Below are 14,958 nucleotides of genomic sequence, written 5' to 3' on the forward strand. Positions count from 1 at the left end.
CCCGGTTTCTGATTTCGTTACCAAGGGAGGACGCTTCATGGGAAGCGACATCTCGCAGTTCAGTGCATCGCCCGCAGCCAAGCAGCACACCTGGACACTGGCTGCATACCGCTACATGGCGCGCAAACGCCTGGGCAAGAACACGGCCATTGACCTCAAGAGTGTGGCCGCCAGGAGCTGGGACATTGCGCCGGGCGAGACCACGGTGTCGCCACCGGCCATCTACCTGCCCGGCCAGCTGGAGCGGGTGACGGGCTGGGAGGGCAAGCGTTTTTACCCCTACGTACACCCTGCGCGCACCATGGAGGGCGGCATCAGTACGCTGCAAGGGCCAACCCGGGGCTACCTGATCAAGAATGTGTGGCTGGTCGATGGTGCGTTGTACAAGGGCAAGGCCAGCCATTGGTTGTCACAGAAACCCAGCACCTTTCCGGGCATCATCGTGGACAACGAAATCGATCGTGCAGCCATTTATTGCACGCAAAACGGCAACTCCTGGTTCGGCACCTGGCTGATGGAAGATTGCCCGACCTATGCGCTGGCCTGTAACGAAGGCATCCCTGTGACCACCGCCCCCTCGGCCAAATACCCGTTGTTCACCCAGGCCCCCGCCTATGAAGACTGGCTGGGCATGAAGCCGCTGCGCCTGCGCAGTGCGTTTTTTCGTGAGCTGGTGCTGTTCGACGACCAGAGCAACAACCGCAGCCGGCACGCCCGCTACCGAGCCATGGGTGACAAACTGTTGTCGCATGTGCCGCACGCCCCACACCCTGGCGTGTTCCTGCTGCGTGGCGGTGACGGCGACCTGCGCCTGTTGCGTAATGAGTTGGAGCTTGCCGAGCACCTGCGGGTGACCCGTGGTTTTCGCGTGGTCAACCCGCTGAAGTCTGATGTACCGAGTATTGTCGCAGCCTGTGCCGGGGCAAAAGTGGTCATTGGCGTAGAGGGTAGCCAACTGGTGCATGGCGTGAATGTGCTGCAGCCTGGCGGCAGCCTGTTGACCTTGCAGCCGCCTAACCGGTTTGTCAGCTACTACAAATACCTGACGGACCGGGACCACCAGCAGTTTGGCTTTGTGGTGGGGATACCGGAGGGCGATGGTTTCAGGATCGATATCGGTGAAGTGGAACGCACGCTCGATCTGTTTGCGCGATAACCGTGTAGTATCGGGGCATCTGAGCAGCGCGTGGGCGAGGGGATGATCGAGGTATCACGGTTCTGGCGTGACCCTGCGTTGCCCTTTGTCGAAGCCCGGCGGGTAGGGGACGGGCGGCAGGTGTGTTATGCCGCACATTCCCACGAGAGCTTTTCCATCGGTGTGATCACCGGTGGGCGCAGCACTTACCTGAACGGGGGCCTGCGCATTGAGGTGGGAGCCGGCACCACGGTGCTGATGAACCCGGGCGTGGTGCATACCTGCAACCCCATCGATGGCGAGCCTTGGTCCTACCTGATGCTGTTCGTCGACGTGCCCTGGTTACAGGCGCTGGGTTTCACCTTGCCGACGCAAACCTGGAGTAGCTCGCCTGCGCTGTACCAACGTTTGATGCAGGCTTTTGCCGACCTGTTCGACGCCAGCGTGCCTGACAGGGAGGCGCGCCTGGCGACCCTGTTTTGCGCATTGCCGGGCTTTCTCTCGGGTGAAAGTGGCGAGGGTGAAGCAGGTAACCCACGGCTGGACGCGGCGGCAGCCTTCATACGTGCCCATCGTAGCGATCCGCTGAGCCTGGAAGACATCTGCACCGCCTGCGGCCTGTCTCGTTCCTACCTGATTCGTGCATTTGGCCAACGCTTCGGGCTGACGCCGCATGGCTACCTGCTCGATCAGCGCGTACAGCTGGCCAGGGCACAGCTGCGCCAAGGCCGCGCGATTGCCGAGGTTGCGCAGGAGGCCGGGTTTGCCGACCAGGCGCACCTGCAGCGGGCATTCAAGCAGCACCTGGCGGCGACACCGGGGCATTACCGCAATGCCGCTGGCGTCAGATAACCAGGTAGACAGCGCTGCCCACCAGCAACACCGCCAACCCTCGATTGAGCAAGCGCACGTGCCGTGGGTTGCCCAGATACTGGCGAATCATGCTCCCGGCCCATGCCCAACACGCGACCGAAACAAAACAGATCGGGCCATATATCCAGGCAAAGAGCCACAGCAGGTGCTGTTCACCCCCCGTGTAAGCGCCGACCCCGGCCACTGCTGCCAGCCAAGCCTTGGGGTTTAACCATTGCATCGCCGCGCCGTGCCAGGCTGAAGGCGCTGTTGTCGAGTGTGTACCGGTCAGCTGGCCGTTGTCGCTGGCCAGCTTCCACGCCATGTACAGCAGAAACGCGACGCCGCCCCAGTGCAACAGCATGCCCAGTAGCGGCCAGCGCAACAGCAGTTGATGCAGGCCCAGCCCGACCAGCACCAGCAACAGGCAAAAGCCCAGCGTGGCGCCGGCCACATGCGCGAGGCTGGCGCGTAAGCCATGGTTGGCGCCGCTGCTCAGGGCAATGATGTTGACCGGGCCGGGGGAAATCGACGCCGCCAGTGCGAAGGCGGCCATGGACAGGGACAGGCTCATGAAAAAGATCCGGTGGCTGGAAGGAGCCGTGATTTTCAGCCGTTGGCTGCCGAGGGTATTGAAGAAAAGTACCCCCCAAATGCCGCCCCACACCTGATACAGGTTTTGTAATAGTTTTGCGCTATCACAGAAACCAGTGCTGCTTGTAGGATCTTTTTCCCAATTTGTTAACAAGGTCTATATGAGCACCTTCGCGGAGCCCCCCAGTTTTCGGCCTTTCTGGCCATCCTTCCCCCGTCCTCGTGACGCTTCCCCTGTGAGTACCCGCTAATGGAATGGCTAGCCGATCCCACGGCCTGGCTAGGCCTGTTGACGCTTATCGTCCTTGAGCTGGTGCTGGGTATCGACAACCTGGTGTTCATCGCCATCCTGGCAGACAAACTGCCGCCGCATCAGCGTGACCGCGCGCGGGTGATTGGCCTGAGCCTGGCATTGATCATGCGCCTGGGCCTGTTGGCCAGTATCTCGTGGATGGTCACCCTGACCGCGCCGCTGTTCGAGGTGTTCGACAAGAGCTTCTCTGGCCGTGACCTGATCATGCTGTTTGGTGGTGTGTTCCTGCTGTTCAAGGCCACCATGGAACTGCATGAACGCCTTGAGGGGCATGTGACCCAGGCCAGTGGCGCGGTACGTCATGCGGCGTTCTGGCCGATCGTGGCGCAAATCGTGGTGCTTGACGCGGTGTTCTCCCTGGACGCGGTCATTACCGCGGTGGGCATGGTTGAGCATCTGTCGGTAATGATGATTGCAGTGATCTTCTCGATCGGCATCATGATCGTTGCCAGCAAACCGCTGACCCGCTTCGTCAACGCCCACCCCACGGTAATCATGCTGTGCCTGGGCTTCCTGATGATGATCGGTTTCAGCCTGACCGCCGAAGGCCTGGGCTTCCATATCCCGAAAGGCTACCTGTACGCGGCCATCGGCTTCTCGATCCTTATCGAGCTGTTCAACCAGCTGGCCCGTGCCCGCCGCAAGCGCAGCTTGCAGCAGCACCGGCCGTTGCGTGAACGCACTGCCCATGCCGTGCTACGCCTGCTGGGTGGCCGCCGTGTTGAGGCTGACGAAGTGGGCGAGGAAATCGCCGACCTGGTCGAGGGTGGTGAGGAGCAGGTGCTGTTCGACCGCCGTGAGCGGGTGATGATCAGTGGCGTGCTGAACCTGGCCGAGCGGCCTATCCGCACGGTGATGACCGCCCGTGCCGAGGTCGACATGATCGACCTGGCGCAACCGGCCGATGCCATTACCCAGGCCCTGGCCAACTCGCCGTACTCGCGCCTGCCGCTGATCCGCAATGGCCGTGTCGACGAGCCTCTGGGCTTCGTGCACAAGAAGGAACTGCTCAAGGAGCTGCTGTCGGGCAGCCAGCCGGATCTGGAGGGCATGGCCCGTGTGCCGCTGAACCTGTTGGAAAGCTTCAGCATTCTCAACGCCCTGGAGCAGATGCGTGGCCAGTCGACTCACATCGCCTTCGTGGTCAACGAGTTCGGTGACTTCACCGGCCTGCTGACCATGACCGACATCCTTGAGTCGATTGCCGGTGAACTGCCGGATGCCAGCGAGGTTGAAGGCCCCGGCATCGTCCAGGAGGGCGAGGGTTTTGTGGTCAGTGGTGCACTGAACCTGAGCCAGGTCCAGGCGCGTACCGGCTTCAGTGCCCGTGCTACCGAGGATTACCAGACCCTCGCGGGCCTGGTGATGAGCCTGCTCGACCGCCTGCCGATGGTGGGTGACCGCCTGGCCTGGAATGGCTGGACGCTCACCGTGGAAGCGGTGGAAGAGCGGCGGGTGCGCCAGGTTCGGCTTACACCGAACGGCGACGTTGACGCAGCAGGTGCTTGAAACCCTCGAGCACCAGCACCAGCACCGCGGCCCAGATCGGTAGGTAGGTCAGCCACTGATCCGGGCCGATGGTTTCGCCCAGCAGCAACGCCACGCCCACCAGCAGCACGGGCTCGACGTAGCTGAGCAGGCCGAACAGGCTGAATGGCAGCATGCGGCTGGCCAGCACGTAGGCGATCAGGGCCGAGGCGCTGATCGCCCCAAGGATCGGGATCAACGCATACAGCCCAGGGTGGGCCTGCAGGTCAGCGCTGGAAAGTGGGCCCTGGATAACGAAGTACAACGCCCACGGTAGCAGCAGGCACATGTCGCACCACAGGCCGCCCAGGTGGTCGGTGCGGCAGCGTCGGCGCAGCACGAAATAGATCGGGTAGCCGATCGTCACCAACAGGGTTTCCCAGGCAAAACTGCCGTTTTGGTATAGCTCGTGGCCCACGCCCAGTGCGGCACAGGCCACGGCCACCTTTTGCAGGCGTGACAGGCGTTCGCCGTACACCAGCCGCCCGGTCAGGACCATGGCCAGTGGCAGCAGGAAATAGCCCATCGACACTTCCAGGCTGCGCCCATGCAAGGGTGCCCAGAGGAACAGCCACAACTGTACGCCCATCAGCCACGACGTACCGACCATGCCCAGCAACAGCACAGGCGTGCGCTTTACCCGGGCCAGCAGCTCGCCCACACGCTTCCAGTCTTTCGAGACCAGCATGAACAAGGTGAGGCAGGGCAGCGTCAGCAGGGTGCGCCAGCCAAAGATCTCTTCGCCATCCAGGGGCGTGAGCAGCGAGGTATAGAAGTACATCACAGCGAACAGACAGGACGCCATGACCGATGAAACGATGCCTTTTGACACGAGTGCCTCGAATAGGGGAGTTGAGCGGGTGGATCAGCCGCGCATGATCTCAGGGGCCGCGCCTTGCGGCAACTGCGCAGCGCCCGGGCGTGTGGCCAGTGCCTCCAGGAACTGGGCGGCCGGCATGGGCCTGGCAAACAGGTAGCCCTGCTGGAAGTCCACCCCATGGTGGGCCAGGTAGTCGCGCTGGGTGTTCGTTTCCACACCTTCGGCCACGATACCCAGGCCCAGCTTGGCCGACAGGTCGATGATGCTTTCCAGAATGTGCACGGACAGCGCATCGCCGCCGATCATGGCGACAAAGCTCTGGTCGATCTTCAGGTAGTCGACCTGGAACTGGCGCAGGTAGTTGAGGCTCGACTGGCCGGTGCCGAAGTCGTCGAGGGCAATCATCACGCCCATGGCGTGGAGCTTTTCGAACAGTTCCAGGGTCACCGGGGTAGGCTCGATGAGTTTGCGCTCGGTCAGCTCCAGGGTCAGCACCACCCGGCCCGGCGGAAAGTGCTGCAGGAAGGTGCGGCAGTCGTCCAGCAGGCTGAGGTCGCGGCAATGATCGGCGGTGATGTTGACACCGATGTGGAAGCCGTCCTCCAGCAGCCCGGCATAGGGTGCCAGGCTTTGCGCGGTATGCATCATCAGTGCCCGGGTCATGGCGACGATCTGCCCGCTGTGCTCGGCATAAGGGATGAACAGATCGGGCCTTACCAGGCCCTCGCGCGGGTGGTTCCAGCGCATCAGCACTTCGGCGCCGGCCCAGCGGTAGTCGCCCTTGCGCACCACTGGCTGGAAATACGGCAGAAACTCGTCGGCCTGCAGCGCCCGATCCAGCTCGGCGCGGGGTGAGGTGGCCCGGCGAATCTGCCAGCGGCATGCCAGCGCAGCCACGGCACCCAGCACCAGCAGCAAGCTGATAAGGGCAGGGTAGTGGCTGCGTAACAGTTGGCCCTGTTTGCCGGTGCTGTAGCCACCCTGCACGCTGAAGGGGTAACGGGTCGAACCCAGCAGCACGTTGGCGCTGGCGGCGGCAGGTGGTACGCCTTTGTGCACGACACCGTCCTTGCCCATCCAGGCATCGCCCACGCGGATTTGCAAGTCTTCGTCAGGGCCGATCAGGCGCAGTGCCGTTAGCAGGTGGTCGCCATCCACCGTGGTGATTGCCCCTTTGTCGCCCTCGCTGGCACGGTACACCAGCAGCGCGTGCCCCGGGGTGACCGAGTTGCCGTCCATCAGCCACAGTTTGCCGTCGATATAGTCACTGGCGTTGACCGGTTCGTCGAACTCGCCGAACAGCGAGGTGCAATACAGGTTGTTGTGCCTGAACAGGTTGGTCGAGCGCACGAAGGCGTTGCGGGTAACCTGGGCACGCAGCGTGAGCTGGGCCTGATCGCAGGGGCCGCCAGCCAGGGGCAGCAATGCATTGGCAGCACTGGACAGGTTGTCGAGGATGCGTTCGACGTGTTCCACCGCCTGGCGGGTGGTGGCCTGGCTGCTGGCCTGCATCTCGCGCTCGACCTGCCAGTTCATGACGGCCAGGCCGCACACCACTGGCAGCACACCGACTCCCCAGGGCAACAGGGTACGCCAGCTGAATGCGGCGCGGCGTTTTACGGTAAGGGGCATGCTGACCTGGCTACGATGAGAGATAACGAGAGAATAGCCGTTTGTCGGCGCTCACGACCAACTAAAACGCGACAAACCATTTTACGCAATGTAGAATCCGTTTACGAATACAACAATAAGGTCCTTCAACTCCGAAGGATCAAGCCCGCCGAGAATGGGTCCATATGACATACCATGGGTTCAAGCTGATCATAGGTGACTTCCTCGCCCGCAGCGTGCGGGGCATCCCGTGCTCACCGCCGTTTCTGTTCCACATCCCACGCAATCAATAATTTTTCGCTGCAGATGAGGACACGAACATGGCTGATATCTTCGACAATCCAATGGGCCTGATGGGCTTCGAGTTCATTGAGCTGGCTTCGCCTACGCCAGGCGTGCTCGAGCCGGTCTTCCAGATACTGGGTTTCACCAAGGTGGCTACCCACCGCTCCAAGGATGTGCACCTGTATCGCCAGGGTGGCATCAACCTGATCCTGAACAACGAACCCAAGAGCATCGCCTCGTACTTCGCGGCTGAACACGGCCCTTCGGTGTGCGGCATGGCGTTCCGCGTGCGCAATGCCCATGAAGCCTATGCCCGCGCCCTGGAGCTGGGTGCCCAGCCGGTAGAAATCGAAACCGGCCCGATGGAGTTGCGCCTGCCGGCAATCAAAGGCATTGGTGGTGCGCCGTTGTACCTGATCGACCGCTTCGACGAAGGCAGTTCGATCTACGACATCGACTTCAACTTTATCGAAGGCGTGGATCGCAACCCGGTAGGTGCCGGCCTGAAAATCATCGACCACCTCACCCATAACGTTTACCGCGGGCGCATGGCTTACTGGGCCGGCTTCTACGAGAAGCTGTTCAACTTCCGTGAGATCCGCTACTTCGATATCAAGGGTGAGTACACCGGCCTGACGTCCAAGGCCATGACTGCGCCCGATGGCATGATCCGCATCCCGCTCAACGAAGAGTCGTCCAAGGGTGCCGGGCAGATCGAAGAGTTCCTGATGCAGTTCAACGGTGAAGGCATCCAGCACGTAGCCTTCCTCACCGATGACCTGCTCAAGACCTGGGACGCCCTGAAGGGCTTCGGCATGCGCTTCATGACGGCGCCACCGCAGACCTATTACGAAATGCTCGAAGAGCGCCTGCCTGGCCACGGCGAGCCGGTCGATCAGCTGCAAGCGCGTGGCATCCTGCTCGATGGCGCCTCGCAACCTGAAGACAAGCGCCTGTTGCTGCAGATCTTCTCGGAAACCCTGCTTGGTCCGGTGTTCTTCGAGTTCATCCAGCGCAAGGGTGACGATGGCTTTGGTGAAGGCAACTTCAAGGCGTTGTTCGAATCCATCGAACGTGACCAGGTACGCCGTGGTGTGCTGAGCACCGATTGATGCGTCCTGGACGCCGCCGCCGTCATGCACGCGCGGCGGCGTTTTCACGCCCGTGGGAGCGTGCCCTGAGCAAAGCCAGATAAACGATCGACCCCGTCACGATCCCTACCAGCATCAGCGACGGCAGGATCTGCAGCATGGACTGGCGCATTTCCTGAGCGGTGAAACCCTGCGCATAACCGCCTTTAACCCGGTACCCGTACCTGGCCGAGAAGGCATGCGCCAGGAACTCGGACTGCGATGGGCGTTGTGCGTCGCGGCTATCGCCATTGCTCCAGATATAGCGGTCATCGAACTCCAGCAGCAGTGTCAGCCCATCCTGGAAAGCATCCAGTTCGTTGCGCAACTGAATGGCATACGCGGTCACGACTACGCCCACCCCTTTGCCTTGCAGGTAGAAATTGACCAGCAGTTTGGGGCGGCTATCGGGTTGCCCATGAGACAGTTCGACCTGTTGGCCGGACAACGCGAAAGATGACAAGTACTCCAGTGAGTCCGAGGCGCTGCTGCAGTAGGCTTCGCTGTCATCTACCAGGGTCAGCGACCTGAGCATGGAGTGGCTCACAACCTGGTCCTGTAAAATGCCTTTGACCTTTTCGCAGGGCTTGCCTGCAAGCGGCAGGGCGCGTTGGGCCGCCTCATGTATCCGGTTCAGCGCCTGATCGACGCTGAAAACCGCTTCCTGCACCGAGATGTTTGCGTTTTCCGCAAGTTTCATTTCCAGTTGAACAACCATTACCAGCAAACCGGAAATCACAGGCACGAGGCCCACCGTGGAGAGCAGCAGCAGCTCTCGCAGGCGGTATCCTGCGTTCAGGATTTTCAACATAGGGCAATCGCTCTCCGGGCCGAAGCTGTTCGTGGTGAACAACTGAACCCTGAGCCTATGCACTCAATGACCGATCGGCTGTAGTCCTTGTGCAGTGTGCGGCAGAGGAAAACTACAAGGCTGATGTCAGGCTTTAGCTCGCCTTGAGTTTTGCCAGCACGTGCTCGGCGAGCAGGGCGGTCGAGGCCGGGTTCTGCCCGGTGATCAATCGACCATCCTCGACCACGTATGGCATCCACGGATCATCATGCTTGCTGTACTCGCCGCCGCGGCCACCTAGCTCGTTTTCCGTCAAAAACGGGACTACCTTGTCCAGTTCGGCCAGTTGCTCCTCGATATTTGAGAAACCGGTCACCTTGCGGCCTTTCAGCAGCAAGCTTTTGTCGCTGAGCTTGATATTCAGCAGGCCAACAACGCCGTGGCAGACCGCCGCTACAATGCCGCCTTTTTCGTAGACCTTGCGTGCCAGCTCCTGCAGGGGCTGGTTATCGACAAAGTCGTACATCACGCCATGCCCACCGGTGTAGTAGATGACGCCGTATTCGTCGGCCTTTACCTGACCGGGGCTCAAGGTGGTGCCCAGGCGCGTCATGAAGCGCTTGTCGTCATACCATTGCCAGTCCAGGTCCGGGGCCATCTGCAGGCTGTGCGGGTCGATGGGGACATAGCCGCCCTGTGGGCTGACATACTCGACCGTGTAGCCGGCCTTTTCGACTTTCTCGACAAAGTGCACGGCCTCTCCCAGCCACAACCCGGTCGCCCGCTTGAGGGTTGGGTACTTGGCTGTATTGGTCAGCACTACCAGCATTTTCTTGCTCATGACCGTGCTCCTGTCGGCAACCTGGATAGGCCGAGGCTCCCTGGCCCAAGGGAAAACCTAATCAGCATAGCTGCCCCCTGCAAGTGCGCCATGGTACGTGGTGCGTGCTGTGCTAACTTGAACAGATTCCACGGGTGACCCTGTCTGTTCAGGTAGCACCGTGACCAACCCGGAGCATTGCTGGAGTCACGATATTGGTCGCAAACAGTACGCCACGCGGGCCTTCGCAGCCGGTCATGCTGCAGCCGCCTGTTTCGCAGCCGGTCGAGTTGATGGCGCAGCGGATTGCACGGTTCGACTGGGGGCGTACTTCGCTCGGGCCATTGCCGCGCTGGCCGGCTTCGTTGCGTATTGCCGTCGACATGATGCACTTGTCACCGTTCCCTTGTGCCGTGGTCTGGGGGGCTGACCTTTGCGTGGTGCACAACGAAGGCTACAGGGCGCTGCGGGCAGTGCCGGACGCCTTGGGTACAGCGTTCGATAGGCTGTGGCACGACGTCTGGCAGGCAGTGGGACCCTGGGTGTTCCAGGCGCTGGAGGGGCGCTCGAGTTTTGTCGAGGATCCCCCCCTGAGTGTTCCCGGCGTCGCGGGCGAAGAGCCGATATGGTGCGCCTTCGGTTTTGCACCGTTGCATGATGAACTGGGCAATGTGGCGGGTTTTCTGCATACGGTGATCGAAACGACGGCCAGCGTCGAGGCGCACCGCCATTGGCGCGCGCAGGCGCTGGGGTTTGAGCAGCAGGTCGAACGCCATGTGGCTGAGCGCGAACAGTTCTGGCAACTGTCGCGCGACGCGATGATGACGGTGACTGCGGAACTGAAACTGCATGCCGTCAACCCGGCCTGGTACCGCATTCTGGGCTGGACCCAAGCGCAGGTGCAGGATATGCCGGTGCTGGAACTGGTGCACCCGGCCGATCGCGCCGACGTGCAGGTGGCAGTGTCCGGGCTGCTGCAAGACAGCAACACGGAACAGATCGAGACCCGCCTGCGGCACCGTGATGGTCACTACCACTGGTTTCGCTGGAGCGCACGGTTCGATGGCAGCCTGCTGACGGCGGTTGGCCGGGACATTACCGAAGACCGCGAGGAGGCTGCACGTCAGTCCAGGGCACTGATGCGCAACAGCGAGCGTATGCAGGTGGTAAGCCAGTTGGCGGGGGGCATGGGCCACGAAATGAATAACCTGCTGTCCGGCGTTGGCGGCAGCCTTGAGTTGTTGCAACGACGCCTGCAGGAGGGGCGCCTGGAGCGCGTGGAGGCCTACGTGGAGGTAGCCCGCGAGTCGGTGCAACGCGCCATGGAACTGACCCACCGCCTGCTGGCGCTCTCTCGCTTTCAACCCTTGGCCACCCGGCCGCTGGACTTCAATCGGCAACTACGCCTTTGCGAGCCATTGCTGTTGAAGACGTTGGGCGCGGAGGTTGGCTTGCACTGGCAGCTGGATGTCGTGCCGTGGGCGGTAAACCTGGACGTTCGTGAGCTTGAAAATGCCTTGATCAACCTTTGCACCAACGCCCGGGAAGCGTGCCAGATGCAGGGCAGTGTCACGTTGCGTACGGTCAACAAGCGTTTGACCAGTGCTTTTCCGGATGCGCGGGGCCTGCCACCTGGCGACTACGTAGCCTTGTATGTCGAGGATGATGGCCATGGCATGTCGGCAGCGGACATGGCCAGGGCCTTTGAACCGTTCTTCACCACCAAACCCGTTGGGCGTGGGGCCGGGCTGGGGTTGTCGATGGTGTATGGTTTTGTCAGCCAATCCGGCGGGTATGTCTGGATCGAGTCTGTCCCGGAGCAGGGCACCAAGGTTTCCATGCTTTTTCCAAGGTGCCATGAGCGGGTCCCGGAAGAACCAAAGCCCGCGCCGCCTTCGCAGCGCGTGGCCCGGGGCGAACGCCTGCTGCTGGTGGATGACGAGGTGAATTTGCGCGCGGTCATGCATGAGTACCTGGCCGAGCGTGGTTTCGACGTGACGGTAGCAGGCGATGCGAATACTGCCCTGGAACGCTTCCGCCATGATGGCCCCTTCGACCTGGTGATCACCGACATCGGCTTGCCGGGTGGTTTCAGTGGCCGGCAAGTGGCCAGGGCCATGCGCATGCAGATTGCGCAACAGAAAATCCTGTTCATCACCGGTTATGCGGACCAGCCCATCGAAGCGCAATTGCTCGATCAACCGGGCACCGCGTTGATGAACAAGCCGTTCCTGCTGGCAGAGCTTGCTGACAAGGCACTGCGCATGCTTGATGCATAGTGCGCATCACGGCTTGCCAAGAATCTGCGTCACTTGTGTTTGCAGCTGCTTCAGTTCGAACGGCTTGCAGATCAAGTGCATGCCTGCCCCTAGAAAGCCGGCTCGGGCCATGGCCGTTTCCGCGTACCCGGTGATGAACAGCACCGGCAGCTGTGGGCGCAGTGTGCGGGCTATCTCGGCCAGTTGCCGGCCGTTCATACCGGGTAAGCCGACATCGCTGATCAGCAGATTTACCGTTTGTGCCGAGCGCAGCACCTTCAGCCCCTCGTTGCCGTTGGCTGCGCTGTGGCAGGTGAAGCCGTCGTCGCGCAGCGCTTGGCACAGCAGCTGACGCACATGCGGGTCGTCCTCGACGACCAGTACATGTCGGCCGCCGTCAGGGTACGCAGGTTGCGCCGGCGGGCGCGATTGCCTGACCGGGCCGGTATGACGCGGCAGGTAAAGGTCTACCTGAGTACCCTGGCCGATCTGGCTGTGCAGGGTCACATGCCCATGAGACTGTTTGCTGAAACCGTACACCATCGATAGGCCAAGCCCGATGCCTTGGCCGATCGCCTTGGTGCTGAAAAATGGTTCGAAGGCATGTTCCAGTGTGCTTCGCGCCATGCCTTGGCCGTCGTCGATGATGCGCAGCCGCACGTAGTCGCCATTGGCCAGGGCGCCGCTGGCGAACTGGCCAGAGGTGACGTGCAGGTTGCTTGCTTCGATGCGCAACAGGCCGCCGCTGGGCATGGCCTCGCAGGCATTGAGCGTCAGGTTGTCCAGGGCTTCGTGCAGCTGCTGGTCATCAGCCTCCACGGCCCAGAGGCCTTTGGCCATGTGCACCTGAAGGGATACCGCCGGGCTAAGGCAGGCTTTCAGGCGTTTGGCCTGTAGCAGGGTATGCAGGTCGATGCGTTGGCTGTGCAGCGATTGCCGCGACGAGAAAGCCAGCAGGCGGTGAGTCAGGCGGGCGGCCCGTGATACAGCCTCGTGGCCCATGCGCAGCACCCCGTCCAGACCGTCGCTGCGGCCCTGCCGCAGGCGTCGGTCGATCAGTTCAAAGCTGCCGCCAATGCTGGTGAGCAGGTTGTTGAAGTCGTGGGCAACGCCGCCGGCCAGTTGGCCGATGGCTTCCATCTTGCGTGCCTGGTAGCGGGCGAACTCGCCGTGTTCCGGTTCGTCGTCTGGCGGCGAACGTCGGGTGTCCAGGCGTTGCTGCAGGCCGTGCAACTGGTCGCGCGTGAGGTACTGCCTGCGCCGATTGCGCAGGGCGGACTGGGTCATGTGCAGCAGCTGGGCGTTTTCAAAGGGTGCCACCAGCAATGCCAGGTTGCCCACGGGATGGTTGCTAACGCCACTGGCCGACCAAACGCCCTGGGTGACCAGTACGATAGGCAAATCCGACCAGCTCGGTTGCTGGTCGATAAAGGCCTGCAGCGATGCGCTCGGGCCTTGGCTGAACGCTTGTTCGGCGATGATCGCCAACCCTGCACCTTCGGCCAGGCGCGCCTGCAGGTTGGCCAGGTCGGCCGCGCACAGGCTATCGATGCCGGCGGAGGCGAGTAGGCGCGAGGTATCCGCCGCCAGCGTCGGGGGTGCAAGGATCAAGGCCCGTTCGTCCAGCGCCAATGAATTGGCCAACACGACTCTCCTGTAGGGTGACCTGATATCCACTGGACCTTGGGCACAGGCTCAGGGTTCAACAAAAGTCAGTCGTTACCTACAAGCCCTGTTGCAGCACGGGGTCGTCAGGGTTTTGCCGCTCCAGCTCGGCCAGCAGCACCTGCACGTTCTGCAGCTGGCCGGACTCCTTCCAGTACTGAATCAGCAGCACCCGCGCCCGGCGGTTGGCTGGCTGGCGATTGAGCACGGTTTCCAGTTGCTTCTGTGCGGCGTCGAGTTGGCCCAGCTCATGCAGGGTAACGGCCAGGGTATAGCGGTAGTCGGTGTTGTCCGGCTCCAGCTCGACAGCGCGGGACAGGGCCAGCAAGGCATATTCGCGCTGTTCGTGGCGGTTCAGCCAAAGCCCTAGCTCGTACTGCAGAAAAGACGAGTCGGGGCTTAGCGCCAAGGCTTGGCCCAACACCTGGCGCGAGGCATCGTGATGCCCCTGGCGCTCGAGCAGGCGTACCTGAGTAGCCAGGGCGTCGAGGTTGCCGGGGGCGACCGTCAGCGCTCGTTGCAGGGCTGTGGCGGCCTGGGTGTAGTCGTTTTCATGCAGGTAAAGGCGTGCCAGGTGCACTTGGGCATCGGCATCCTCGGGCTGTTGCTCCAGCGCTTGCTGGTATTGCTCGAGGGCTGCTTGCAGCGGGCCGAAATACAGGCCAATGGCGTCGGGGTCGAGGCCCAGCAGGGCATCCACGGCGGCAAACCGCACGCTTTGCTCGTCATCGTCCAGCAGTGGGCCGAGCACCAGGCTACGCTGCGCCGCCGGTAACAGGCGGCGGATACCGGCAATGGCCGCCCGGCGCACCAGCGGGTCGGTATGCTCCAGGTCCTGGCGGGCGAGCTTCAATGCCAGTGGCGAGGGGTAGTTGGGCAACTCGGCGTACAGTGCCGCACGCCGGATGGCGGGCAAGTCGTTACGTTGCAGTTGCTGGTACAGCACCCGTGCCGCACCGGGCTGGCCGTCGTGGGCCTGGCGCAATGCCTTGGCGTAGCTGTGTGCCGGCAGGGTCGGTGCGGCTGGCGGGGTGTCGCGCCACAGGTAGCCGAACAGGGCCGATACCAGGATCAACAACAGCAAGGCGATCAGGTAGCGGTTGCGTCTGGGCATCGGACGATCCGTGGCGGCGGGAAGGGCAGAGCTTGGGCCAGCTG

The 14,958-nt window shown here is 62.1% G+C and carries 12 protein-coding genes; 5 read left to right on the forward strand and 7 right to left on the reverse strand.

From position 1 onward, the window contains the following. Positions 1-37 precede the first annotated feature (37 nt). Both QQ992_RS12110 and QQ992_RS12115 read left to right on the forward strand, forming a co-directional pair. Positions 38-1,156 carry a glycosyltransferase 61 family protein gene (locus tag QQ992_RS12110; RefSeq protein WP_286113545.1) on the forward strand — a complete coding sequence of 373 codons (1,119 nt, stop codon included), beginning with the start codon at positions 38-40 and terminating at the stop codon, positions 1,154-1,156. Between the two features lie 42 nt (positions 1,157-1,198). Further along, on the forward strand, positions 1,199-1,987 hold the full coding sequence (locus QQ992_RS12115) for an AraC family transcriptional regulator (protein WP_286113546.1): 789 nt from the start codon (positions 1,199-1,201) through the stop codon (positions 1,985-1,987). Here the strand turns inward: QQ992_RS12115 and QQ992_RS12120 are convergent. Further along, positions 1,980-2,561, reverse strand: a complete 582-nt coding sequence (locus QQ992_RS12120; RefSeq protein WP_286113548.1) for a LysE family translocator — start codon at positions 2,559-2,561, stop codon at positions 1,980-1,982. The two genes, QQ992_RS12115 and QQ992_RS12120, sit on opposite strands and share 8 nt — an antisense overlap. 270 nt (positions 2,562-2,831) lie before the next feature. On the opposite strand from QQ992_RS12120, the gene QQ992_RS12125 reads away from it, so the two are divergent. Continuing rightward, on the forward strand, positions 2,832-4,403 hold the full coding sequence (locus QQ992_RS12125; RefSeq protein WP_105947613.1) for a TerC family protein: 1,572 nt from the start codon (positions 2,832-2,834) through the stop codon (positions 4,401-4,403). Here the strand turns inward: QQ992_RS12125 and rarD are convergent. Both rarD and QQ992_RS12135 read right to left on the reverse strand, forming a co-directional pair. Next, a complete protein-coding gene (gene rarD, locus QQ992_RS12130) occupies positions 4,366-5,253 on the reverse strand; it encodes an EamA family transporter RarD (RefSeq protein ID WP_060500918.1) in 888 nt (295 codons plus the stop codon). The genes QQ992_RS12125 and rarD overlap by 38 nt on opposite strands. A gap of 33 nt (positions 5,254-5,286) precedes the next feature. Next, positions 5,287-6,873, reverse strand: coding sequence for an EAL domain-containing protein (locus QQ992_RS12135; RefSeq protein WP_286113551.1), 1,587 nt, complete (start codon positions 6,871-6,873; stop codon positions 5,287-5,289). Positions 6,874-7,172: 299 nt separating this feature from the next. On the opposite strand from QQ992_RS12135, the gene hppD reads away from it, so the two are divergent. Beyond that, positions 7,173-8,249 (forward strand): 4-hydroxyphenylpyruvate dioxygenase, encoded by a 1,077-nt coding sequence (gene hppD, locus QQ992_RS12140; protein ID WP_016714000.1) that lies wholly within the window; start codon positions 7,173-7,175, stop codon positions 8,247-8,249. Between the two features lie 22 nt (positions 8,250-8,271). On the opposite strand, the gene QQ992_RS12145 is transcribed toward hppD, so the two are convergent. Both QQ992_RS12145 and QQ992_RS12150 read right to left on the reverse strand, forming a co-directional pair. Next, positions 8,272-9,078, reverse strand: coding sequence for a CSS-motif domain-containing protein (locus QQ992_RS12145; RefSeq protein ID WP_286113553.1), 807 nt, complete (start codon positions 9,076-9,078; stop codon positions 8,272-8,274). Between the two features lie 133 nt (positions 9,079-9,211). After that, the gene (locus tag QQ992_RS12150; protein ID WP_286113554.1) at positions 9,212-9,898 is read right to left on the reverse strand and encodes a type 1 glutamine amidotransferase domain-containing protein; all 687 of its coding nucleotides are present in this window, start codon (positions 9,896-9,898) and stop codon (positions 9,212-9,214) included. A 194-nt stretch (positions 9,899-10,092) separates the two neighbouring features. Between QQ992_RS12150 and QQ992_RS12155 the strand changes: the two genes are divergently transcribed. Further along, a complete protein-coding gene (locus tag QQ992_RS12155) occupies positions 10,093-12,156 on the forward strand; it encodes a hybrid sensor histidine kinase/response regulator (RefSeq protein WP_286113555.1) in 2,064 nt (687 codons plus the stop codon). Positions 12,157-12,162: 6 nt separating this feature from the next. Here the strand turns inward: QQ992_RS12155 and QQ992_RS12160 are convergent, their stop codons facing one another. Then, positions 12,163-13,779 (reverse strand): response regulator, encoded by a 1,617-nt coding sequence (locus QQ992_RS12160; protein ID WP_286113556.1) that lies wholly within the window; start codon positions 13,777-13,779, stop codon positions 12,163-12,165. 79 nt (positions 13,780-13,858) lie between these two features. After that, positions 13,859-14,914 carry a tetratricopeptide repeat protein gene (locus QQ992_RS12165; protein WP_286113557.1) on the reverse strand — a complete coding sequence of 352 codons (1,056 nt, stop codon included), beginning with the start codon at positions 14,912-14,914 and terminating at the stop codon, positions 13,859-13,861. Between the last annotated feature and the right edge of the window lie 44 nt (positions 14,915-14,958).

Source organism: Pseudomonas kurunegalensis (assembly GCF_030291635.1).
GTDB classification, from domain to species: domain Bacteria; phylum Pseudomonadota; class Gammaproteobacteria; order Pseudomonadales; family Pseudomonadaceae; genus Aquipseudomonas; species Aquipseudomonas monteilii.